The organism is Streptomyces eurocidicus (assembly GCF_002891295.1).
Classification (GTDB): Bacteria; Actinomycetota; Actinomycetes; order Streptomycetales; family Streptomycetaceae; genus Streptomyces; species Streptomyces eurocidicus.
Map to the genome: position 1 here is coordinate 309,274 of NZ_LGUI01000005.1, position 23,662 is coordinate 332,935.

At 73.8% G+C, this 23,662-nt stretch carries 16 protein-coding genes; 2 read left to right on the forward strand and 14 right to left on the reverse strand.

Annotated features, from left to right (window positions below; translation table 11 throughout):
* Positions 1 to 569: 569 nt before the first annotated feature.
* Both mgtA and AF335_RS18305 read left to right on the forward strand, forming a co-directional pair.
* Complete coding sequence (mgtA, locus tag AF335_RS18300; protein ID WP_102919469.1) at positions 570 to 3,326, forward strand: magnesium-translocating P-type ATPase; 2,757 nt, start codon at positions 570 to 572, stop codon at positions 3,324 to 3,326.
* A 56-nt stretch (positions 3,327 to 3,382) separates the two neighbouring features.
* Positions 3,383 to 4,177 (forward strand): MgtC/SapB family protein, encoded by a 795-nt coding sequence (locus AF335_RS18305; protein ID WP_102919470.1) that lies wholly within the window; start codon positions 3,383 to 3,385, stop codon positions 4,175 to 4,177.
* 193 nt (positions 4,178 to 4,370) lie between these two features.
* Here the strand turns inward: AF335_RS18305 and AF335_RS18310 are convergent, their stop codons facing one another.
* The 14 genes from AF335_RS18310 to AF335_RS18375 all read right to left on the reverse strand — a co-directional run bounded on the left by AF335_RS18310 (position 4,371) and on the right by AF335_RS18375 (position 23,649).
* Positions 4,371 to 6,650, reverse strand: a complete 2,280-nt coding sequence (locus AF335_RS18310; RefSeq protein ID WP_102919471.1) for a hypothetical protein — start codon at positions 6,648 to 6,650, stop codon at positions 4,371 to 4,373.
* A 124-nt stretch (positions 6,651 to 6,774) separates the two neighbouring features.
* Positions 6,775 to 7,431 carry a hypothetical protein gene (locus tag AF335_RS18315; RefSeq protein WP_102919472.1) on the reverse strand — a complete coding sequence of 219 codons (657 nt, stop codon included), beginning with the start codon at positions 7,429 to 7,431 and terminating at the stop codon, positions 6,775 to 6,777.
* Positions 7,432 to 7,858: 427 nt separating this feature from the next.
* Positions 7,859 to 9,409 carry a TRAFAC clade GTPase domain-containing protein gene (locus AF335_RS18320; RefSeq protein WP_102919473.1) on the reverse strand — a complete coding sequence of 517 codons (1,551 nt, stop codon included), beginning with the start codon at positions 9,407 to 9,409 and terminating at the stop codon, positions 7,859 to 7,861.
* A 6-nt stretch (positions 9,410 to 9,415) separates the two neighbouring features.
* Positions 9,416 to 11,902 (reverse strand): GTPase-associated protein 1-related protein, encoded by a 2,487-nt coding sequence (locus tag AF335_RS18325; RefSeq protein ID WP_102919474.1) that lies wholly within the window; start codon positions 11,900 to 11,902, stop codon positions 9,416 to 9,418.
* Positions 11,899 to 13,089 (reverse strand): TRAFAC clade GTPase domain-containing protein, encoded by a 1,191-nt coding sequence (locus tag AF335_RS18330; protein WP_102919475.1) that lies wholly within the window; start codon positions 13,087 to 13,089, stop codon positions 11,899 to 11,901. Before AF335_RS18330 ends, AF335_RS18325 begins: the two co-directional genes overlap by 4 nt.
* On the reverse strand, positions 13,089 to 15,176 hold the full coding sequence (locus AF335_RS18335) for an Hsp70 family protein (RefSeq protein WP_102919476.1): 2,088 nt from the start codon (positions 15,174 to 15,176) through the stop codon (positions 13,089 to 13,091). The genes AF335_RS18330 and AF335_RS18335 overlap by 1 nt, the downstream gene beginning before the upstream one ends.
* Complete coding sequence (locus tag AF335_RS18340) at positions 15,173 to 17,380, reverse strand: AAA family ATPase (protein ID WP_244927079.1); 2,208 nt, start codon at positions 17,378 to 17,380, stop codon at positions 15,173 to 15,175. Before AF335_RS18340 ends, AF335_RS18335 begins: the two co-directional genes overlap by 4 nt.
* Positions 17,377 to 18,849 carry a hypothetical protein gene (locus AF335_RS18345; RefSeq protein WP_184743733.1) on the reverse strand — a complete coding sequence of 491 codons (1,473 nt, stop codon included), beginning with the start codon at positions 18,847 to 18,849 and terminating at the stop codon, positions 17,377 to 17,379. Before AF335_RS18345 ends, AF335_RS18340 begins: the two co-directional genes overlap by 4 nt.
* Positions 18,846 to 19,496 (reverse strand): 4Fe-4S single cluster domain-containing protein, encoded by a 651-nt coding sequence (locus AF335_RS18350; protein ID WP_228773555.1) that lies wholly within the window; start codon positions 19,494 to 19,496, stop codon positions 18,846 to 18,848. Before AF335_RS18350 ends, AF335_RS18345 begins: the two co-directional genes overlap by 4 nt.
* Entirely contained in the window at positions 19,484 to 20,602 is a 1,119-nt protein-coding gene (locus tag AF335_RS18355) for a protein kinase domain-containing protein (RefSeq protein ID WP_221505599.1), read from the reverse strand. Before AF335_RS18355 ends, AF335_RS18350 begins: the two co-directional genes overlap by 13 nt.
* A 2-nt stretch (positions 20,603 to 20,604) precedes the next feature.
* Positions 20,605 to 21,408 (reverse strand): protein phosphatase 2C domain-containing protein, encoded by an 804-nt coding sequence (locus AF335_RS18360; RefSeq protein WP_102919478.1) that lies wholly within the window; start codon positions 21,406 to 21,408, stop codon positions 20,605 to 20,607.
* Positions 21,405 to 22,175, reverse strand: coding sequence for a vWA domain-containing protein (locus AF335_RS18365; RefSeq protein ID WP_102919479.1), 771 nt, complete (start codon positions 22,173 to 22,175; stop codon positions 21,405 to 21,407). Before AF335_RS18365 ends, AF335_RS18360 begins: the two co-directional genes overlap by 4 nt.
* Positions 22,168 to 22,386 (reverse strand): hypothetical protein, encoded by a 219-nt coding sequence (locus tag AF335_RS18370; RefSeq protein ID WP_102919480.1) that lies wholly within the window; start codon positions 22,384 to 22,386, stop codon positions 22,168 to 22,170. Before AF335_RS18370 ends, AF335_RS18365 begins: the two co-directional genes overlap by 8 nt.
* 150 nt (positions 22,387 to 22,536) lie before the next feature.
* Positions 22,537 to 23,649: a macro domain-containing protein gene (locus tag AF335_RS18375; RefSeq protein WP_102919481.1), complete on the reverse strand. Its 1,113-nt coding sequence runs from the start codon at positions 23,647 to 23,649 to the stop codon at positions 22,537 to 22,539.
* Between the last annotated feature and the right edge of the window lie 13 nt (positions 23,650 to 23,662).

Genomic DNA, 23,662 nt, shown 5'->3' on the forward strand with positions numbered 1-23,662 from the left:
GAGCTGAAGGTGCCGCTCCGGCCGCATTCGGCGTGATTTCGCGCGGTGCCTGCGCTGTCCGTACGAGCGAGGAGGTGATCGGGATGACCAGTCGGAGTCCCGAGGGAAGTCCTCGCTTCAGCGTTTCCGCTTCGCTCTGACCCCTCGGCCGTACCGGCCGGGCCGCTGAGCCGAAGCCGATCTCTCCAGGCCCCCGGCCCCGGGTCTCCACGACCCTCCGGCCTGCTCACGGCCCGGGCGCTGTCGCGCGCATTTCCCCTTCATCCGGTGTTTTCCGGCCGCCGTCGTGCCCTGACGGGCCGCTGACAGGCGTACCCCCGTCCCGGCGGAGACGACGGCCGTAGCCCGCATATCTGTTCTCCACCCTTCCGTGCCACAGGCCCGGCCGCCACGCGGCGCCGTCGTACGGGCGCGCCACCGTGCCCCCGTACAGCCGAGCTGACGCACCGTCATGTCGCCATGCCCTCCTGCGGCTCGGCGTCGTGCGCCGTCGCGTCGCAGTGCCCTGTGCCCTCGTGCCCCCGTGCCGCCGCGCCGTCGTGCCGTCGTGCCCGGAGAGAGGTTCCGCCATGACCCACACCACCCTCACCCCGCAGAAGCTCGCACCGCCGGGCCGCAACCGCCGCGAGCGCAAGGCCGCCGAGCTGGAGACCCGTACCCGCGCCGTCGGGCAGCAGCTGGCCAGGTACAGCGCGCTGCCCGGCAGCCAGGTGCTCCAGGACGTACGGGCCACCGCCCAGGGCCTGCGGCACGACGACGCCACGGACCGCCTGGAGCGGCTCGGCGCCAACGTCATCGCCCACGACCGGGGCCCCCGCTGGTACGTCCAGCTGGCGAAGGCGTTCTGGAACCCCTTTATGCTCATCCTGGTCGCGCTGCTCGTGATCATGTACGTGCAGTGGCTCCAGGTCGCCGACGAGGAGCCCTTCGACCCCAAGATCCCGATCATCGGCGGCATGGTGCTGATCGGCGGCCTCCTGCGGTTCTGGCAGGAGTACCGGTCCGGCAGTGCCGCCGCCGCGCTGCGCGCCCTGGTCACCACGACCACGGCCGTCCAGCGCCGCGCCGGGCGCGGCGAGCAGCCGACGGCGGTCGAGATCCCGATGGACCAGGTCGTCCCCGGTGACATCGTGCGGCTCGCGGCGGGCGACCTCGTCCCCGCCGACCTGCGGCTGCTCACCGCCAAGGACCTCATGATCAGCCAGGCCGCGCTGTCCGGCGAGTCGCTGCCGGTCGCCAAGGCCGACACCCGCACCCACGACTACGGCCAGAGCACCACCAGCGACCCCGTCGAGGCCGACAACCTCGCCCTCATGGGCACCAGCGTCACCTCCGGCACCGCCACCGGCGTCGTCGTGGCCACCGGCGGCCGCACCTACTTCGGCTCGATGGCCGGCTCGCTCGTCGGGGAGCGCCCCGAGACCAGCTTTGACACCGGCGTCCGGAAGGTCAGCTTCCTGCTGATCCGCTTTATGCTGGTGATGGTCCCGCTGGTGTTCGCCATCAACGGCTTCACCAAGAACGACTGGGCCGAGGCGTTCACCTTCGCCGTCGCGGTCGCCGTCGGGCTCACCCCCGAGATGCTCCCGATGGTGGTCACCACCAACCTCGCGCGCGGCGCCGTCGCGATGTCCCGGCGCAAGGTCGTCGTCAAGCGCCTCAACGCCATCCAGAACCTCGGCGCCATGGACGTGCTGTGCACGGACAAGACCGGGACGCTCACCGAGGACCGCATCGTCCTCGACCGCTACCTCGACGTCCACGGCCAGGAGGACACCGAGGTCCTCGAATACGCCTACCTCAACAGCCACTTCCAGACCGGGCTGCGCAACCTCATGGACCAGGCCGTCATCGACCGGGTGCTCGAGGCCGAGGAGGTTGTCGTCGACGCGCGGTTCACCAAGGTCGACGAGATCCCCTTCGACTTCGCCCGCCGGCGCATGTCCGTGGTCCTCAGCCGCAACAGCCTCGCCGTGCCGGCCCCCGACGGCGAGGGCACCGTGGCGGGGGAGCACTGCCTGATCACCAAGGGCGCCGTCGAGGAGGTCCTCGACCTGTGCACCCGTATGACGGACGCCGGCCGGAGCGTGGAGCTCACGCCCGAGCTGCGCCGCCGGGTGACCCGTACCGCCGAGGACCACAACCGGCGGGGCCTGCGGGTGCTGGCCGTGGCGACCCGGACGTTCCCCGCCGACCGCGAGGCGTACACCGTCGCGGACGAGGCGGAGCTGACCCTCATCGGCTTCCTCGCCTTCCTCGACCCGCCGAAGGCCGACGCGGCGGCGGCCCTGACGGCGCTCGCGGACAAGGGCGTGGCCGTCAAGGTCGTCACCGGCGACAACGAGCTGGTCGCGGCGCGCGTCTGCGCCGACGTCGGCATCCACGTCGGCGAGGTCGTCACCGGCGCCGAGCTCGACGGCCTGGACGACGCGGAGCTGCGCTCCCTGGTCCGTACGACCACGGTCTTCGCCAAGACCAACCCCGTGCAGAAGGCCCGTATCGTCCGGGCGCTCCAGGCCGAGGGCCACACCGTCGGCTTCCTCGGCGACGGCATCAACGACGCGGCGGCGCTGCGCGACGCCGACGTCGGCATCTCCGTCGACACGGCCGTCGACATCGCCAAGGAGTCCGCCGACATCATCCTGCTGGAGAAGGACCTGATGGTCCTGGAGCAGGGCGTCGAGCAGGGCCGGACGACCTTCGGCAACACCATCAAGTACATCAAGATGACGGCCAGCTCGAACTTCGGGAACGTCTTCTCCGTCCTGGTGGCCAGCGCCTTCATTCCCTTCCAGCCGATGCTGGCGATCCACCTGCTGGTGCAGAACCTCGCGTACGACATCTCGCAGCTCGCCACGCCCTGGGACCGGATGGACCCGGAGTACCTGCGCGAGCCGCGCACCTGGGACGCCAAGGGCATCGCCCGGTTCATGCTCTTCATCGGCCCGATCAGCTCGATCTTCGACATCACCACCTTCGTGGTGCTGTGGAACGTCTTCGGGGCGAACAGCGAGGCGCACCAGACGCTCTTCCAGTCCGGCTGGTTCATCGAGGGCCTGCTGTCCCAGACGCTGATCGTCCACATGATCCGCACCCGCAAGATCCCGTTCATCCAGTCGCGGGCCTCGGTGCCGGTGCTGGTCATGACCGGACTGGTGATGCTCTTCGGCCTCCTCCTGCCGTTCTCGCCGCTGGCGTCGGCCCTCTCGATGGAGCCGCTGCCGATGGGCTACTTCCCGTGGCTGGCCGGGATCCTGCTGGCGTACTGCGCGCTCACGCAGGTGGTGAAGTCCTGGTACATCCGCCGGTTCAACACCTGGCTGTAAACGGCCGATAAGAGAGAGCCGCGGGAGAGCCGAGCGGCCGGTGAGAAGGGTGGAACATGGTCTTCGTCAACGAGTGGCACATGGCGGCCAACATCGCGGCCGGCCTGGGGTTCGGTGCGATCATCGGGCTGGAGCGTCAGTGGCGCGCCCGTATGGCGGGTCTGCGCACCAACGCGCTCGTCGCCGCCGGCTCCGCCCTCTTCGTCCTGCTCTCGCAGTACGGTTTCTCCTCCGCGACCAGCACCACCGGCTACGACGGCTCACGCGTCGCCGCCCAGATCGTCTCCGGCATCGGCTTCCTCGGCGCCGGCGTCATCATGCGCGACGGCCTGAGCATCCGGGGCCTCAACACCGCCGCCACCCTGTGGTGCTCCGCCGCGGTGGGCGCGCTCGCCGGCACCGGTCTGTACGTGGTCGCGGCCCTCGGCACCGTGGGCGTGGTCGGCGCGAACACCCTGCTGCGCCCGGTCGCCCGGGGGCTCGACCGGGGGCCGCACGGCGGCGCCGAGGTGGCCACGGACTACCACTTCGAGGTCGTGTGCACCGAGCCCGAGGAGGCCCATGTGCGCACCCTCGTCGTGCAGTCACTCGTCCGGCCCGGCTTCCGGCTGCGGTCCGTGCGCAGCGCGGACGCGCCCGTGCCGGGCAAGGTGACCGTGGCGGCGGACCTCACCACCGAGCGCCGTGACGACTCCCTGCTGGAGGAGGCCGTCAGCCGGCTCTCCCTGGAGCCGGCCGTCTCCGCCGTGAGCTGGACGGTCCTCCAGGGGCCGGACGACGGCCCGGACGACGACTACCCCACGGAGCGCCGGGCCCGGCGGCGGGTCCGGGACTTCTTCACGGGGCGCTGAGCCGGGCCGCCGGGGAGCCTCCGGCGGATGCGGGCGGGTCCTTCCACGAGCCGGCCCGGCGGCGGATCCGGTGGCCGACGCGGTCGTGGGGCGGGTACGGGGCGGTACCGGTCCCGGCCGACCGGCTCCGGTCCCGGCCCCGGTCGGCTCTGGTCCTGGCTCCGGTCCCGGCCGGTTCCGGGACCGGAGCCCGTCAGTTACCGGATTCGGCGAGTCCGTCTTCCGCCTCCTCTTCCTCTTCCCGTTCTTCCTGCTCCTCCTGTTCGACCGCGTCGTTCAACGCCTTGAGCCGCTGGTACAGGTCGTGCTTCAGGTCCTGCGCGACCGTGTGCAGCTGCTTGAGGGAGTCAGTGGTGAAAAGTGGTGGCCAGGTGCCGAGTTCGGGTTCGAGCCTGGTCAGCTCGTCGAGTGCGTGGCGGGCGTCGTCCAGCGCGTCCTTGAGCGTCCGGCGATTGTCGGCGGCCAGCTGCGCCGCCGGTTGGTCGGACGACGCCGCCCCGGAGGTTCCGGGGAGCGCGGCGCCGGCCGCGTTCTGCCGTGGCAGGGCGCCGGCTCCTTGCGGTGCGGCGGGCGGATTCCTGCGCGCGACCTCCTTGCGCGCACGCCGCTCGTCGGAAGCCCACACGACATCCCACTGGGTGAGAGCGAGCGGCTGGCCCGCCGCGTCACGGGCGATCCGGTCCGATGCCGAGAGGTCCACCACGACATGCACGTAGTCGTTCGCCTGGTCGGTCTCGGCCGGCTTACGGATGATCTGGAGGGCGGTCGCGGAGTTGCGTGGCAGCCGCTCCACCTCGAATCGCTGCGCCGCCAGCGCGAGGGTCCAGAGCCCCAGCTCGTTGTCCTGCCGGGCGAGGTCCCCGATGACGTCGTTGACGTTGGCGCGGAAAGGCACGCCACCTTTTTCCTTGGGCGCCATCAGCGCGGAGCCCACGTTCCGGGTGAGCATCTTGTCGGCGATCAAGGCGATTCCGCCCGCCACCGCCAGTGTGCCGCGCGCGTTGTCGTCGCCGCGGAGCGCCGCCTTGACCAAGGAGGTGAAATCAGTGGTCGGAACGGGCCTCCAGGGCCTGGTGAGGACGTCCTTGGTGAGGACGCCACCGTTGGCCCACGCATTGCGCGCCTGCTTGGTGACGTCCCGCTTCTTGTTGCGCCACGGGTGGTCCACGATGGGGCCGAGCAGGGCGGCGAAGCCCTTGTCCGACATGCGGCGATCCCCCTTGATCGCCTTGGACTGCTCCTTGAGCGGGCCGAAGAGCCCGGGGTGGGCCAGGGAGTGCACCAGATAGACGGCCCGCCAGAGCGCGGTTCCCGGAATCGCGTCGTCCCCGTACTCCTTCGGCAATTCCTCCGGGAGGGTGCGGCCGACCGCGAGTCCGTAGACCACTTGCAGCTCGTCCCTGCGCAGGCTCCCGAGGCCGAGTTGCATCACCCGCTTGAGCGCGCGCGTGGCGACCTCGACGTTCTGAGCCGCCGGGCTCCATTCCTTGAACTCGAGGTGGACCGAAGCGAGGATCGAGCGCATCGCGTCGTCGAAGAGGTCCTCGGCGGCGAGGGCGGGCCCGCCCCCCGCGTGCTGCTGCGCTCCGACCGTGATCTGTACGGGCACGACAAAGGTCTGCGCGATCTGGATCGCCCGCAGTGTCGGCTCGGATCCGGCCCAGCCGCGGGCGAATTCATTGGCCAGGGTGGTGCGCCGGGCCTCCCGGCTCGCGGCTATCCGCTGGGTCAGTGGCTTGCCTTCCCCGTGCCTGGCGGGGGAGACCGTGCCGAACAGGGCCTGTACCGCCGTGGTGGCGGCCTTGTCCGCGTCGGATTCCGGGCCCGCCAGGACCTTCCAGGCACTCGCCAGCCGTGTGATCCCATCGCGCACCACAAGACCGTAGACGGATTCCGTGCCGTCCTCGAAGGCGAACTCGACGGGGTGCGTGATCAGGGCCCGGGTGACCTTCCGGCTGAGGATCGACGGTGCGTAGCTGTTGAGCGCCAGGGTTCCCTGGACGGTCTGCCACACATGGCGCTTGAGGTGCGCGAAGTCCTTGTACGTATAGCGCAGCAGGGTGCAGGGCTGTCCGTCGTCCGTCGTGCCTTCCACGCGGGGGTCGGGGACCTCCATGGCCTCCATGCCCGTGCGGGGCTGAATGCCGGGGAACAGCTCGAACAGCCATGCCTTCGAGAGGACCGACCTGAGCGTCGCGCCTTCGACGTGCTCCTCCATCAGGAGCCCTCCCGCCGAGGACTTGGACGGGCGGAGCTGCATGGCCACCGTCTCGGGGGTGACGACCGCGCGCGCCACGGCGTGCCAGGCGTCGGCGGGGAGGGGGACCATCGGGTTGGCGGCGCCCGCCGTGAGGACTTCTCCGCGCTCGTCTCCCGTCGACGGTGCCGGAAGATCGCGCTCGACGTTCGACACGATGATGGTCTCGCCCTCCCACTCGACCGAGATGGCGGGACGAGATGTGGAACTGGTCATGAGGTCTCCGTCGTGAGTCCGCTGATGTGGGAAGCTGGTGGCGGCGGTCCTGGCCCGGGAATCCGGGGCACCAGGTCCGCATACCGGGCCCCGGCAGCGATGCCGGGGCCCGGACCTGTTCTCTTCAGAGCCGGATCGGGCCCTCGGCCTGCGGGATGTGCTCGTCGAGCCAGTCCCACATGAACCGCCGCTGGGGCCGGCGGGCCAGTTTCTGGTAGGAGGCGTAGGCGATCTGGTCCGCGGCCTGGAGCAACGGGTTGTGGCGGGCGGGTATCAGGCAGGGATCGCCGATGACGTGCCGTGGCCCGGGCAGGCGGTGGTGCGCGCCACGCAGGCCGGTCTCGGTCCCGTTCCCGTCGAAGACGATGAAGGCGTGGGTGCCCGCCGCCGCGTGCGCGGCGTCGACGTGCCGCACCCAGGCTTCGTACAGCCCCTGCTTGGTCCGTCCGAACGGATCCCCCGGGGCTCCCGTGCGGTACGAACTGCCCGCGGTGACGCCGGGCATCGTGCCGATGGTGCCGAGCGCCCGGCGAACGACGTCACGGTAGGGCTGCTTGGCGGAGGTACCGGGCTCCCGGCGGACACCGTAGACCGGCCGGCCGCGTCCGGCGGCGAGGGAGACCGCGTGCAGGGCGTCGCCCGGGCGGATGTCGAGAAAAGGATCGGCGTGGAGTTCCGAACGGAACGCCTGCCAGTGGCCGAGAGGTCCGGAGGTCCGGCCCAGGGCGACCCGGAGCCAGCCCAGCAGGGCCAGCCGGCGGGAGTCGCCGCCGTCGTCCACGAAATAGATGCTCGGTGGTAAGGGTGCGGTGGTCAGCGTGACCAGCTCCGTACGGGGCCGCTGTCAGCCAGGTTCGGCACACGCCGGGCTGTCTTCCTGATGCCTCCGGCGAGCCGATGGAACAGGGCGGTGGGGGTCCCTTACGCCACGCGCGACGTCTCACGACTCCGGCGGACGCGGTTGCCGCCGCGTGCGGGTGAAGGCGCCCTTGCGCCGAACCTCGTCACCGGCAACAGCCCCGGCCCATGGATGAATCCGACGGCCGGAACCCCCGGGGCAACCCCCGGTTCCATACGTCGCAGCACGTCCTCGCACCACGTTCGTCACAACTGTAGGCGAATTCACGTCCGTAGTCAGGTAAATCCCTTCTTCAAACGTTGAGTTGATGGCAACTTCTGGCCATGCGTGACAGGCGGCGGGGGAGCCGTCATCCCCGCAAGCACCACTCGACGAACCGCGTGACGCTGCCGTCCACTCCGGTCTCCTCGTTCGCCACGGCGGCCGTGTGGAAGAAACGGACTTCGCGGAAGTTCAGTTCCATGGCCTGTACGAGGCTGTGCAGGCCGAGCGCCTGACGGAGCCAGGTCCGGGCGCCGTCGCTGTCGCCGGGGTGGGCCGGCGCCAGGCCGTGTTCGGCGAGCAGGTCCGTCTTGCTGATGGCGACCGCCAGGCGCGAGCGGCTCAGCGGGGCGCCCATCGCGGCCACCGCCTGGACCGAGCGGGCGAAGACCTCCTCCGGATCGACCGTGGAGCCCAGGGTGTGGTCCAGCAGGGGGCCGGGCGGGGGTTCCAGAGCGGTCCAGAACGCCTTCACCGCCATCGGGTCCAGGACGAAGACGAAGGTGCGCGCGGCCCGCGCGTAGCGCAGCGCGTCGGTGTCGTCGCGGTCGACGAACCGCTCGCCGGCCGTGTCGAAGAGGTGGACGAGCCGCTGGGAGCGGCCGGCGCCGAGGACGAAGGAGTGGGCCCGGGGCAGGGTCTTCTGGGTGGCGCGGGTGTGTCCCCGCATCCGCAGAACCTCGCGGAGCACCTGGTATTCGGCGTCCGACTCCTCGTCGGCGAGGGTGATCGCCGGACCGCCGCCGGCCGCGGCGTGCTCCAGGGCCAGCAGCATGGCCGCCATCAGCTGGGTCTTGCCCGCCGCCTGTCCGCCGATCAACGGGATCACCACCTCCGGCATATGGCCGGCGTCCGTGTTCATCGGCTTTCCGCAGTGCGGGTGGACGCAGTACGCCTGGAGCCGCGCGTCCCGGCTCATCAGGATCAGCAGCGTCGGCATGCGCTGTCCGCACTCGCAGCGCCGCCGCCAGACGCCGTACGTCCCCGGGCGGATGTCCGCGTGCCGGCGTCGGCAGGTGGGGCTGGGGCAGTCGTACGCGGGGTAGGGCACGCGTTCGAAGCAGTGCGGGCAGAGCATTCCGGTGTGCAGCCGTTTCATCCCCAGCACCGCCCGGTCGACGGCCCGCAGAGTGCCGGCGAGGAGCCGGGCCCCACCCGCGAGAAGGGCGATGAGGAGCGCGTGCAGGACGACGAGGAGGCCGACCGGCAGCAGGGCCAGCACCGTGCCCGCGCAGAGCCCGAGGTGGAGCGTCAGGCCGTACGGCACGGTCAGGGCCCGGTGGTGCGCCGGAGCGACGAACTGCCGGGAGGTCACGGCACGGAAGGAATCGCCGACCGTGGTGACGGAGGACCGCCGTGCCAGCGTGAGGAGCTGGCGCAGGTCACGGAAGGCCGGGCCGAAGAAGTAGTTGCGGTACGCCTTCACCCGCTCGTCCTGCGGGCGGTAGGGCGGCAGCGTCCGGAATTCGGGCGTGCGTCGGTACACGACACCGACGAGCGTGCGTCCGTACCCCGTGAGGATCTGCATCACCAGGGCGAGGGCCCGCAGGGCGGCGATGACCGGGACGAAGGGCAGATACGCCGCGAGCCCGGCGAGGAAGACGAGGGGGACGAGGACGAAGAGGAAGATTTCGGCCACGGTGTGTCATCGCCCCTTCCTTTTACGGGGGTTGTCCGGTGGTGCGGCGTCGGGAGGCGCCGCGGCGCCGGGCCTGACGCGGCGGCCGAGGAGCGGGATTCTGCGGGCCGGGCCCCGGGTCCCGGGCCGCCGGGCGTCGGCCGCCCCGGCGTAGTGGTCGGCGAGTCCGGCCTGGTGGGGCCGTACCACGTGCTCCAGCCGGATCAGGTCCGGGAGGGGCCAGTGCGCCGCGGGATGGGCGCGGATCACCGCGGCCGTCTCCTCCTGGGCCTGGGAGAGCCGGGCTCCCGCGGGCAGGGTGACGACGGTGGCGACATGGCCGAGCACGATGTCGTCGACGCGCTCGCCGCGCGTCGCGCGGTGGTGCACCGCCGACAGATACCCGTCGAGGCAGCGGTGGTCCAGCTCCGTGAGCAGACGGCGGAGCCGGCCGACGTCGGCCGGCAGGTCCAGCATGGCGGGCACCAGGTAGAGGCGCTTGAGCGCGCGGGGCGCCGCCCACAGGCCGGTCTCCGGGATCGTGAACGCGACGACGAGTTCCGTAGCCTCAAGGGCGTGGCGGAGCACGTCGGCCAGGCCGAGCGTGATTCGTACGCGCTCCCCGGCGCTCGGCGGCAGCCAGGCGAAGCGAGCCGGGTGGGAGAGTACGTGGCACAGGTCGAGGCAGGCCCCGAGCGTGTCCTCGTCCTCGACGTCCTGGCCCAGCGCGCGGTCGAACCACTCGCCGACCGCCTCGTCCACCGGGCCGCTCGTGGGCAGCTCCATGGCGATACGCGTCGCCTCCCGGTGGTTCCAGACGCGCGAGGGCTGCCGCCACAGGCCGCGCAGCAGTTCCTCGTCGGGCGACGCGCGCCCGCGGATCTTCAGGATCTTGAACATGAGCGGGACCGTGTTCGAGGGCTCGCGCTCGGCTCGCGCCCGCAGGTGGTGTTCCAGGAGCAGGGGGCGGCCCGCCAGGTCGTCCTCGTGGAGGAGCTCGGCGGGGAACTGCGAGAAGAGCTGTTCCTGTCCCGCGCGTCGTGCCAGTGCCTCCTCCACCGCCGAGGCGAGGGACGTCCTCATCACCGGCAGGACACGGAGGAGTTCGGCCACCTCGTGGCGGAACCGCGGGGCGGGGGCTGCGGCGCCGAGCAGCGTGTGGGCCAGGGTGAGCGTCTCGCGCGCCATGACCTCCGGCGGTACCGGGAGGCGGGCGCCGAGGGCCCAGAGCAGCAGCCGCGTCCGCTCGCGCGCGGTCCGCACCTCGGTCTCCAGCAGCCGTTCCCACAGGGCGGTGGCCCGCTCGCGTGCCGTCGGCTCGGTGATCGGTACGGGCTCGGCGGCGTCCTCGGCGGCGGCCGTGTAGGCCCGCATGCGCGACGCGTGCAGTTTTCCCTCGATCTCCTGGTGCACCGCCGTGTCACCGCCGGCCTTCGCGGCCGCGCTCAGTACGGTCAGCCGGCTGTCGTCCAGGTCCCGGTGCCTGCGGTGGATGTCCGCGGCGACGGCGGCCCGGCGGGCCCCCAGATGGTCGGCCCCGGCCAGCCAGTCGATCACCGCGTGGGCGTCGGCCGCGGTGATGGTGAGGCCGCCCGAGGCCGCCGCCGCGGCGACGGGGGCGTGCCAGTCGTCCGCCGTCTCCTCCCCGCCCCGGGCGTAGTCCGCCGTCCAGGACCAGACGGGCCGGACGGAGCCGACGCCGATGCGGGTGAGCAGGCGGACCAGGTCGCCCACGGGGACGTCGGGGAAGACGCCCCGCGAGAAGTCGAACACGGTGTAGGCCGCTTCGTCGTCCGGCCCGAAGGCGAGCTGGGCCTCGGGCACCGTGCCGATCAGGTGCAGCCTGCTGCGGGCCGGGCGGAAGACGTAGGTGGCGAAGGAGAGGCCGCGGGCGAGCGGGGGTGGCAGTAGGTAGGAGACCGCGGCGAACCAGTGTGCGATCCGCTCGGTCGAACGGTCGACCACCACCACCGAGCCGTGTTCGGTGAGCGCGGCGAACACGGCGGCCAGCAGCTCCGGCAGCCGGGCCGTGTGGGGGTGCCCGCGCAGGAACTCGCTCACGGCCCGGACGCCGAGCGGCCCGGGCGCGGGCGCCGCGAGCACCGGGAGCTCCGTGCTCGGGGACACCGCGCGGGTCCACACCGGCGAGTTCCACAACTCGATCGCGAGCGTCCCGCCCCCGGTCGCCGCGAAGTCCTCGCTGTGCAGGGCGTGGGCGAAGTAGTTGCCGAAGCGGCGGGCGGAGTCGCGGCCCACGTACCGCACGCACAGCGCGGTGGCGCGGCGCCCCTCCCGGTCGTAGGGCCGGTAGCAGAGGTTGACCGGGCAGCGCTCCAGCAGCTCCGGGGTGTCCGACTCCGCCAGGGAGCGGGGCGGCTCGTACCCGGCCAGCGCCTCCACGGCATGCCGGGTCTCGGCGGTGACGCCCGCGCTGACGGCGTTGAACTGGAATCCGGAGAACCCGCTGAGCCCGTGTTCGCAGGAGGTGTAGTAGAGCTGCTGGAAGTGCGTCATCCCCGCCCTGCCTTCGGCACCGAACCGAACTCGCTCAGCAGCCACATCAGCGGGTCGGCCACCCGGTACGGCTGGATGCCGGTGGGGGAGACCCGGGCGTCGGGGGTGGGATTGCGACCGAGGGCGGAGACGCCGAAGTACCGGTAGCGGGAGTAGTGGTTGTCCAGCAGGTGGTCGATCGCCACACCGTCCCAGTCCTTGAGCAGCCGGCGCACCTCCTCATGGACGCTGAGGCTGTCGCTCACGTCGAAGCGGCCGCGCGGGGGCGCGTAGTCGCGCAGCGGACTGCCACGGTCGAGCAGGTGCCAGAAGGCGTCCATCTTCGGGAAGACGACGGCGATCGGGGTGTCGATCTTCTGCGCGGACCTGCCGGAGCGAGGGGCGAGTAGCAGGTTGGTGACCCTGGAGAGGACGTTGGCGGGGGAGTCCAGACCCTCGGTGCCCGGCAACGGGGTACCGGGCAGTGCGTTGTCGCGGGCGCCCGGCATCTGCAGCGGATCGAGCAGCAGCACGACGCCGTCGGCACCGGCCAGATAGCGGGTGTTGAGCTCCACGTTCTCCCGGGAGCTGAAGTCCTCGCCGGCGGTGTCGAAGAACGACAGGACGGTGTGCTGGGGGCGCTCGCCGAGCAGGGTGCGCCGGCGCAGGCCGAAGCGGAAGACCAGCGGGTCCACCCGGTTGAGGGTGGTGGAGGCGGTCTGGGTGCCGGGGAACATCTGGTTGTCGCGGTAGAGCCGGTCCTCGTAGTCGGAGCCGTAGCGTCGCATCGTCTCGTCGTCCGAGCCCATCAGGGCGGCTCCGTACGCCTCGCCGACCCGGTTGCGCACCTCGTGGAGCAGCACCGTCATATAGACGGTCTTGCCGGACGCCTTCGGGCCGACCATGGCGATCAGGCGGTTGTCCACCATGCCGAACTGGACGGGGAGTTCGGAGTGGCACACCGGGCAGATCCGGTAGGTGCTCTCGCCGTCGCAGTCCGGGCAGACCGCCGTGGGCCTGCGGCCGTCCGCGGTGAAGTCCGGGCCGAGGTCATGGCTGCGGCGCGGTCCCTTCCGTTGGTCGAGCACCTGGTCCCGGCGGCGTTGGCACTGCTTTCCCGTCCTGCTCAGACGGCTGTTGCAGCGGAAGCGGATCTCGCGCGGGGCGAAGTTCTCGTAGCAGTAGGGGCAGGTGAGGCGTTTGGCCATCAGGTGACTCGCAGTCTGTGCAGCGCCGTCGGGCGGATGTCGATTCCGGAGTCGGCGCCCGCGTCCGCGTCGGCCGGGAAGCAGACCAGCCAGGACGGGCCGCGGGTGGCGGGCAGCGGGAACTCCACGGTCAAGGGGGTGCCGGCGGACAGCCGCTGTGCGGGCACTTCGTGCAGGACGGTTCCCTCGGCCGTGCTGGTGGGGCGGAAGCGGCCGAGGCCGTGGACGATACGGAGACCGGGCAGGTCGCAGCCGGTCTCGGAGGTGAAGACGACCGAGGCCACCCGGCCCCTGAGGCGGCGGCGCACGCTCGGTTCGTACGCGACGACCGGCGGCGCGGCCGACACGAGCAGCGACGATGCGCCTTCGCGGTCCTCGCGGCCCTCCGCGACCAGGGCCTCCACGGTGAGGGTGACGGCCCCGTGGCCGACGGCCACGTCGAACCCGCCGTCGTGCTCGTACACCCGGCGCCGGCACACGACGTCCCCGTCGCCGGGACCCGCTCCGGCGGTGCTTCCCTCCCCGCGCCAGCGGACCCGCGCGCTCAGGGCGCCGTCGGGCCACGCCCACAGCACGAGGAGGTGGGTGCCGCGCCGGACGGCCTGGAGCTGGTCGACCGGGACCGCGAACAGGGGCCGTGGATCGGCGGGCGACCCGGTGGGGGCGGTGGCCGTGGTGTCGTACGGGTCGCTGCCGGACGGGGCCGGCGGCCCGGGGACGGAGCCGGCCCCGGGAGCGCCCGGCGGAGTCGGCGGCTCCGGTGCCTCCGGGGAGCCGGGGCCGGTCTCCGGGTCTTCGTACGCGGGGCCGGTCTCCGGGTCCTCGGTGTACGGGGGCCGGGAGTGCTCGGGGTACGGCCGGGTGTACGAGGGCCGGGCGTACGAAGGCTCTGCGTACGGTGCCTGCGGGGCTCCGGCGTGCGGCGGTTCGGGACGCGGCCGCTCGGCGTCCTCGGGCTCCGGGGGTCGGAAGTCGCCTTCGCGCCCGGCCTGCCCGGCCTGCGGGACCCCCGGCGCGCCGCTCCGCCGCGGGCCGGGCTCGGGGTCCTCCGGCAGCGGACGCCCCGTGCGGGGCTCGGGATCCGTCGCGTCGCCCTGCCTCCGGCCGGGTTCGGGGTCCGGCAGGACACCTCCGGCGTCCGCCCCGAGGCGCCCGGCCTCCGCGGGCGGACACCCCGTGCCCGGGCCGGCGTACCCGGTCTTCGTCCGCCCCGGCCTCGCGGCGGGCCCGGTGACGACGCGCAGGAGGCCGAAGTCGTGCAGCGCCAGCAGCCCGAGCACGACCGCGGCTTCGGGGCGGTCACGGCGCACCGTCAGTCCCCGCGCGGCGGGGAGGGCCTCGATCCCGGACCGCAGGCCGGGCGCGGCGCACATGCCGCCGGCGAGCAGCACCGTGTCCACGGCCGGTGCCACGGCGGTGAGCTCTTCGGCGACGGCCGCGAGCGTACGCTCCCGCAGCGCCGCCACCGCCCGCTCGCACGCGGCCCGGTCCAGGGTCAGCGGGTGCCGGCCACCCGTCGCGTCCTCCACCGTCTCGGTGACGCCGTCCGAGTCGCCGAGCGCCCGTCGGAGGACCTCGGCCGCCCTGAGCGGGTCGACGCCCTCCGGTAGGCGTCCGGTGAGTCCGGCGGCGACCGCCGCGTCCCAGTCGTCGCCGCCGAGCCGGAGGCTCAGACTCCGGACCACGTGCACGGTGAGGTCGGGGGCGATGGCCAGGACACTCAGGTCCAGTGTCGTGGCCCCTTGGTCGCAGACCAGGACCGTGTGGTCCACGCCCTCCGCGACCGCCCCGTAGTGCACGGCCACGGCCACCGGGTCCGGGACGACGCGTACGACGTCGAGCCCGGCGCGCTCCACCGCGTACCGCAGCTCTTCCTCCCGGCCGCCCGACACGGGGAGTCCGAGGAGGGCCGCGCGGTCCGGCTCCGCGTCCATCGCCTGGGCGGGGCCGAACAGCCGGGGCAGCGCCCGGACCGGGTCGAGGACGCCGTCCACACCGGCGAGTTCCGTCGTGGTCACCTCCGGCCGGCCGTCGGAGCCGACCCGCGCGACGTGTCCGAAACGGTGCCCGAGGTCGATGGCGATCATGCTCGCCCGCTCCCTTCGCCCGCGGCCGGCCCCACCCCGTCGGGGGCGACCCGCACCGTGCCGTCGGCGCCGACGCCGACCCGGATCCGGCTGCCCGGCTCCGGGCGGTGCGCCAGCAGATGGCCGACGACGGCCGACCGCACGAGCTCCAGCTCGTTGCGGATCTGCCGCCCTCCGTACGCCCGGTGCTCGGGGTCCGACATCCGCTCCGTGATCCACGGGTGCAGGGTGTCCGGGTCGGGAACGAGCTCCACGCGGTGGCGTTCGCGGACCGACTCGGCGAGCTGCCGCAGCAGCCGGTCGGCGATCCTGACGACGTGCTCGGGGCGCAGCATGTCGAAGACGACCACCCCCGGCTTGAGCCGGCCGTAGATCTCCGGCCTGCCGATCTGCCGGAACTTCTCCTCCACCGCCCGGGTGAAGTGCGCCTCCAGCCGCGGGTACGAGAGCTCGTCCCGCTCCTCCAGCAGGCCGCGGACCCGCTCCGCCCCCGTGTTGGAGGTGAAGATGATCAGGCACTGGGAGAAGTACGCGGTCTGGCCGCGCCCGTCGGTGAGCCGGCCGTCCTCCAGAATCTGCAGGAACTTGTCCAGCACCTTGGGGTGGGCCTTCTCGATCTCGTCGAAGAGCAGCACGCTGAACGGCCGCTCCTGCACCCGGCGGGTCAGTTCGCCGCCCTGCTCGTGGCCGATGTAGCCGGGCGGCGCACCGGCCAGCCGCTCGGCGGCGTGCTCCTGCTGGTACTCGCTCATGTCGAAGCGGGCGTAGGCGCTCTGATCGCCGAACATCAACTCAGCCACGGCCTTGGCGAGTTCGGTCTTGCCGACGCCGGTGGGGCCCACGAAGAAGAAGGCGCCCCGGGGGCGAGCCGTTCCCGAGCCGCCGAAGTCGACCCCCACGAAAGCGGACTGGAGGGCGGCCGCGACCGCGTTCACGGCCGTGGACTGGCCGACCACCCGGGTGCCGAGGATCCCGGCGGCGCCGGCGACGGTCTCCCGGTCCAGCTGGGTCCACGGGTCGACGCTGACGTTGAGCCGGTGCAGTTCCAGCAGCTTGTCCGGCTTCCGTAAGGACGCGTTGCGCAGCCATGAGGTCCTGGCCAGGGACTCGATGTCCCAGGCCGCCATCCCGTCGGTGGCTCCCACGAGGGCCTCGAGGTCGGCGCGGGAGGAGTCCCGCGCCCCGTTGAAGTGCCGCCGCAGCCAGGTGAGCCACAGCCGCCGCTCGCTCGGGTCGGGCGGGCCGATGTGCAGTGCGGCGATTCTCGGGTCCTCCAGATGGAACCAGCCGGGCAGCCGCCCGATGTCCCCCACCGCGCACAGGACCGCGTTGCGCGCGTGCGGCGCCGGGCCGGCGGCGTCACGCGGGGTCACGGCGTCCGTCATCGCGGCGCGCAGCCGCAGGAAGCCCGGGTGCGACTCGGGCCGGCCGGGCGGGAGGTGGTGATCGACGTCTTCGAAGACGAAGGCGGTGGCCGTGCCGGGCGAGGCCACCAGACGGTGCACGGTGGCGACGACGTCCTCGAAGGAACGCGGCCGGCCCGACTGCCGTGGCGCCAGCAGGCGCTCCCGGCCGCGGTCCCGCTCGCCGCCGCGTCGGGTGCGGGCCGTCACGTCCGGCGCGGCGTCGGGCGCCCCCGCCGCGTCCCCGTGGCCCTGCGGCGGCCGGGCCCCCGGCCCCTCCGGTGGCGCTCCGGCCGCCCCGTCCCGTTTCCTCGTCCCCTCTGGCGGGTGTTCTCCGTGCGGCTGGTCGAAGTGCTCCCCGTGTCCCCGCGGCGGCAGGCCCCCCGGGCCCTCCGGTGGCGCTCCGGCCGCCCTGTCCCGCTTCCCCGCCTCCTCGGGCGGGCGTCCTTCGCGCAGCCGGTCGAAGCGCTCCGCGTGACCCGGCAGCGGAAAGGTGAGCCCGCCCACCGGGTCCCACCAGCCGACGACCTCCGCGCCGCGCGTCTCCAGCAGGCCCGCCACCACCTCGCGGAAGGACGCCGGCCGGTCCGCGAACCACCAGCGGTCCCTGATCTGCCCGTTGAGGATCACCTGACGCCCACGCCGCAGCTCCCAGCCGAGGGACACCGCCCACAGCGGCATCATGCCGTCCGCGGTGACCGGTTCCCCGTCCCCGGCGGGCCCCCTCCGGCGGTCCGCGTGCGGGGGGCGCTCCGCGCCGCCGGCGCCGTTCTCCCGCTTCGCCCACTCGACCGTGCTCACCGGCTCCACCTCCAGTCCTCCGCGCCGGGCAGCCGCCGGGCCCGCCGCGCCGCCGCGTCGGTGCCGGGTGCGCCGCCGTCCCCCGGCGGCTTGCCCTGCCAGGTGAGTTCACCGGGGACGAAGCCGTTCCGTTCGACGATCGCTTCGTGCACCCGCTCCAGCAGGTCCTCGGTGCGGTCGCACACCGCGCCGTCCGGCTCCGGCCGGAGGGTGATGTCGGGCTCGCCGTCGACCCGGTAGACGAGGAAGGGGGTGCCGCCCTCGTCGGTGGTGACCGTGGTCTCGTACGTCGCCCCGCTCGGCCGTTCGAAGCTGAGCAGCAGGCGCCCGTCCCGCTCGGCTCCGCCGGTGAACTCGAAGCCCTCGCCGAGCATGGCGTCCCGCAGCGCCTGCGCGAGGTCCATCCGGCGCGTGCAGGCCAACTGGAGTTCGTCCAACCGGGCCTCGGCGCCCACGAGCGACTCCTCCAGCGCCGTGACCGTCCGCAACGCCTCCGCCGCCGCGCCCGCCGCGAGCGAGCCCGTGACGGCGGCCAGCGCGGCCGTGAGCCGCTCGGCGAGTCCGGGGTCGGCGAGCTCCCGGGCCTCCTCCGCCGCCTCCTCCACCGGCCGCCGTACGACGCCGAGCCGGTCCGCCGCTTCGGCGAGCGCCGCGGCGAGGCGTTCCCGCTCGGCCTCCAGCGCCGCCTGCCGCGCCGCCTCCCGCCCGGCGGCGTGCTCCTCGGCCCGCCGCTCGGCCTCCCGCGCCTCCTCGGCCCGGCGGCGCTCCTCGGCGGCCCGTTCCCCGGCGGTGGCGGCATGCCGGGCGAGTGCGTGCTCCACGGTGCCGAGCAACGCCCGGAAGCGCGTCTCCGCCCCGGGCCCGGCCGCCGCGCGCAGTTCCCCGAGCAGGTCCACGCAGGTCCGGTACCCCTGCGGGTCCCGCTCCCGGGCCTGCGGGCCGATCCCGGCCAGCCGCTCCTCCAGTCCGGCCAGGACGGCCCCGTGGCCGGCGCCCCGGCCGGGCGCCTCCCCCTCCCGGCCGAGCAGGACGACCCGGCCGCGCAGCTCCTCGATCGCCCCGCCGAGGTCCTCGGCGCGGTCGACGCCGCCCTGGAGCGCGTCCAGCCGCTGCCGCAGGACCCGCACCTCGGAGCCGTCCGCGCGGACCCGGCCCAGCAGCTCCCGCACCTCGGCCAGCCGGCGCGCGTCGGCCCCGGCCTGCTCCTGGCGCGACCGGGCCGCGTGGGCCCGCTGCCGTTCGGCCCGGCGCTCGGCCGACTCGGTCTCCCGGCGCTCGGCCTCGGCCCTGGCCCGCTCCCGGCGCGCCGCCGCCTCCCGGGCCCGCCGTGCGGCGCGCTCGGCCCGTTCCCCGGCGCGCCGCGCCTCCAGCCGCCGGCGTTCCGCCTCCCGCGCCTGGCGCCGCTGCGCCTCGAGCCGCGCGTAGGCCGGTGCGACGGTGACGGTGCTGTACTTCGGTGATCCGCTCATGTTTCCCTCCGTGCCTCGGCGCGCAGGACGAACCCCCGGGCCGCGAGCCGTTCCTCGAACCCCTCCCGGAACCCGGGGGCCGGGGGCACCCCCGCCCAGGACAGCGATCCGTCGGCCTCCACGGACAGTTCGACGCCCGCGCTGACGTCGGGCTCGGACGCCAGGTGCGGGTAGCGGTCGGTGAGCGCGATGACGCGCTGGTTGGACGAGCCGCGCCAGCGCAGGCCGTGCCGCCGGGAGGCCACGTACGGGCCGTCGACGAGCAGGTCGAGGCGGCGCAGCAGGGCGCGCCGGTCCGGGCCGCCCCGGCGCAGGGCCTCGTACCGGAGACCGGAGTAGGCCATCGCGCTGAATCCGGGGCGTCGCGACCGTACTTCGTCGAGCAGTGCCGCCAGCCCGGCCGCCTGGCTGAAGGGCTCGCCACCGGACAGGGTGACGCCCTCGACACCGGGCACCCCGCAGAGCCAGTCGGCGAGCTCGGTGACGCTGTGGGCGGTGCCGCCGTCGAAGGGCAGCGTCTCCGCCGCCACACAGCCACGGCAGCGCAGCGGGCAGCCCTGCACCCAGATCACGGCCCGGGTCCCGGGCCCGAGGACGGTGCAGTGGTCGAGCGTGCGCGCCACCGAGAGCCGGGTCATCTCCGCCATACGGTGCTCCCCTCCGTACCGGTCATGTCCTGCGCGTTCTGTGCGCCCGGTGCCGCGCCGCCGCCCCTCCGTGGGCCCTGGTCCGGAGCCGGACGGTCGTCCGTGCCGCGTTCGGCCAGGTCGCACCAGGGGCACCAGGGCCGTTCGGCGGTGTGCACGTGCAGCGGATTCCGCCGGCAGGTCCTCAGCCGGGCCGGGTCCGCCTCCGCGGCCAGCGCCTCGACCCAGGTCGAAGCGGGGGGCCGCACCCCGCCGAAAGCCGCCCGGAAGAGGGCGGTGAGCCGGCGGGGGAGCAGGTCGGCGGGCGGGGCCGAACGGGGCAGGACCACCGAGGCCCGGTCGAGGAGCCGGCAGCGGCCGTGCAGGACGTTGTCGTCGTACGACAGATAGTCACCGGAGACGGGATGCCCGGCGAACGGGTGGAGCCCGCACATCAGCAACTCGTGGACCAGGACGGCGAGGACGAACACGTCGGACGCCCGGTCCGGCGCCGTGCCGGCCGGCGCGCCGATCCGTTCGGGTGCCGTGTGGCCCGGGCTGCCCATGCGCCCGGGGAACACCTCGTCACCGACGGCGAACTGCCAGGAGTCCACGTCCGCGATGCCGACCCCGCCGTGCGCGTCGACCCAGAGGTTGTCCGGCTTCAGATCGCCCACCACATAGCCCTCGGCGTGCAGGTCGGCCAGGAGCCGGGCGAGCGAGAGGGCGGCGGCGAGTGCGGTGGCCCAGGTCGCGTGGGGGAGGAACGCCGCGCGGGACCGGGGGGTCAGCAGATGCGCGAACGGCCGGTGGGCGTGGCGCATGTCGGTCATCACATAGCCGTCCACACCGCCGGCGCCCGGGCCGCCGGCCCGGACCCCGGCCAGCGGCCAGGCGACCCGCGTGGGCGTCCCGGCCAGCAGCCGGACGGCACGCGGCTCGCGGCGCTGCCGCACCAGCCGGGCGATACGGCGCCGGTAGGCGGCCGGGTCGAGCGGGTCGGGGACCAGCTTGGCCACCAGGGGGCGCGCGTCGTCCACGGCGTAGACGACCCCTTCCGAGCCGCTGCCGATCCGCTCGGTGAGCCGCCATGCGCGTCCGCTGCCGGACACCACCGTGAGGGTCATCGTCACCTGCCGTCCGTCAGGGCGCAGAGCACGGTCAGGTCGTCGCCGGTCCGTGCCGCGTCGGGGCCGGAGAGCAGGGCGCGCAAGGGGGCGGCGTCACCGCCGTTGCCGCGGAGCGTCGCGGCGAGCCCGCAGAAGAACCGCTCCGCGGGCAGCGGCCCCGCCTCGGGCGGGAGGCCGTGGACGGAGGGGTGGTCGAGGGTGAGGGACGCGCAGCCGTCGGTGGCGAGGACGACCCCGCTGAGCTGCGGCTCCCACAGCGCGAACGACCGTAATCGCAGAGCGGCCCCGGGCGAGGTGAGGAAGACCGTCTCCGGAGCGCCGGGAGGGGGCGGCGGAAGGACCAGATGGCACCGCTCGGCGGCCCGCCCGTCCGCCCCGGTGCCCCCGGTCCCGTGGGTCAGCACCGTCCCGAAGCAGTCGCCGACGGAGAGGAACGCCACCCAGGGCGGCCGTACCACCGCCGCGGCCAGTGTGGCGGCCAGCGCGCCCGCGTCCACCGGCGCCGCCAGCACGCCCTCCACGGCCCGCAGGCAGTCCCCGGCCACCCGGGCGCCGGCCGCCGCGATCCACCCCGTCCACGTCTCCGGAGCGTCCGCCGCCTCCGGGATGTCCTCGGACAGGACCCGGCAGGCGGCGTCCACCGCGATGTGCGCGCCGAGCGCGCTGCGCTCCCGGCCCCCGGCGCCGTCCGCGACGGCGAGGACGGCGGCCGGACCCAGGTCGACCGCCTTGAAGGCGTCCTGGCACCCCTGTCCGCGGGCCAGGTGCGCGGTGCCCTGGACGGCGGCCCCCGCCACGATCACCGGAACCTCTCCTCGAGCAGTCGCATGCGTCGCTCGTGCTCCGCGCGGTCGGCCACCTGCCGGTGGATCTCGTCGGCGGCCTGCCCCGCCCCGACCCGGTCCGAGCTCTGGAACAGCACATCGAGGATCCGCCCGAAGTCCAGGCCCTCCAGCATCAGCGCGCCCTTGGGCGTCAGGACCCGCAGCAGCTCCAGGTCCGCGCCGCGCACACCGATCGCCTGGAGCACGCATTCGCCCCGCTCCTCGCCGCGGCGCACCTTCTCCGCCGTGCCGGCCAGGGCGGCGGGGTCCATCGCCGCCCCGTCCGCGTCGCTCGGCGCGCCGTCCGTCAGCACCCACAGGAACGGCCTGCGCACCTGGACCCGCCGGTCCTGCAAGGCCCGGTGGCGCGCCCGTGCCAGGTCGAGCGCCGTCTCGACGGCCTCCGTCATCCGGGTGAGCCCGGACGCCTCCAGCCGGGGCGGGCGCATCCGGTCCACCGGCACGAAGAGCCGGTCCGGGTCGGCCTCCTCGACCGGCACCAGCCGGTCCCGGTCCGAGTCGAAGGCCCGCACCCGCGAATCGAAGGTGATCAGGCACACCTCCACCCGCGCGCGCAGCCTCGGCTCCGCCCGTACCCCGTCGAACCAGCGGGCCAGCGCGTCGCTGAGCTCGTCGATCCGGGGGTGCCCGGCCGGGCGGCCCATGGAGGCCGAGGTGTCGAGGAGCAGGACGACGGGCTGCCGCTCGTCGTAGCCCCGCGCCAGTCCGAAGTCGTACTCACTCATCCCCGGCCGCCCCGCTCCCGTCCGCCCGCTCCGCTTCGTACGCGAGGAGGCGGTGCCGCGCGGCGTCGTAGCGCACGACGACCTCCGTGCCCGGCGCCATCCCCGGGGAGTCCGGGAGTACGCGCAACAGCACGCCCTCGACCAGGACGTACGCGTCGGGCGCGGGCCAGGTGATGATCCGTCCCGGTGCCCCATGACCCCACTTTTCCATCCCGCCACTCATTCGCCCACGCCAGGTGACTCGGCCTCAACCGGTCGCGTGACAGCAGAGATTACCCACACGAAGATCCCCCCGTACCCCGAAACGCGACGCCCCGGCGCTCCCCCGTACGCACCGGGGCGTCCCTGCCATTCCACCGGGTCAGCCGGTCGGCCTCCGGGCGTGCGCCGGGCGGATTCCGGCCGGGATGCGCTCCACCAGCGCCGCCGCCTCGGGCGTGCGCACCACGAAGTGGACGTCCCAGCGCGCCCCGCGCGCCAGCTCGGCTTCCACCGCCGCCCATACGGCGCCCAGGCTGACCTCGTAATCCAGTCCGCCGCGGCCCGAGCCGAGCAGGGGGAAGCACACCGAACGCAGCGGTGGTACGTGGTGGTTCCGCTCCTCGGCCAGTACCGCCAGCGTCCGGGACACCGCCCGGGTGACGTCGGCCGGCAGTACGTCGTAGTCGTTGGTGCCTGCCCGGGGTACCGCGATCGCCACGTGGTAGATCCGCCGGACGCCCTGCGCGGCCAGGGCCCCCGCCGTGGTGGCCGCCACCGTGCCGGGCCGCACCGCCCGCCCCGAAGTGCCGTGCCGCTCGGCCCACTCGCGCAACTCCGCCGGCAGCGGGTCCGCCAGCACCTCACCGGTGACCCCGTGCACGGACGCCGCCCGCCGCAGCGACGCGGCGATGGAGGACTTGTAAGCCTCGGGCAGCGCGAAGTGGACGTTGGACGGGGAGACGACCACGTCCACGTCGCGCAGCAGGTCCACGGGGTGCACGTGCACGGTGAGCCGGACGGTCCGGCCGCCGGCCCGGACCTCCACGGTCCGATGGGTCCCCACGCCGTCCCCGTCCGCCACGGCCGCGCCCGGGTCCGGCCCGGCCGCCTCCGCCGTCAGCCGCACGATGTGCTCGGCGACCTGGCCGAGGACCATCACCTCCTGGTCCTTGCGGAACCGCTCGACGCTCACTCCGTAGACCGAGGCCGCCCTGGCCCGGCGGGAGGACGCCGGCCAGTCCCGGGTCCCCTGGGCCAGCCCCAGGGTGTACTCGGCGGCGGTGCGCAGCGTCCCCGCGTCCAGGCGCGTCACCGCGCTCCGCAGCAACGCCTCCATGCGCGCACCCGGTGTCCGGGCGCCGGGCGGTGCGACCGCCTCCGCCGCCGCCTCCAGCGCGGGCAGCGCACGCCCCCTCAGCCGGATCGGTCCCGCGCGCCTGACCTCCTTCAACTCGGCGAGGAGCAAGGCGTGATCGGAGAGAGACGGTGCCATGCGCCCACGATGC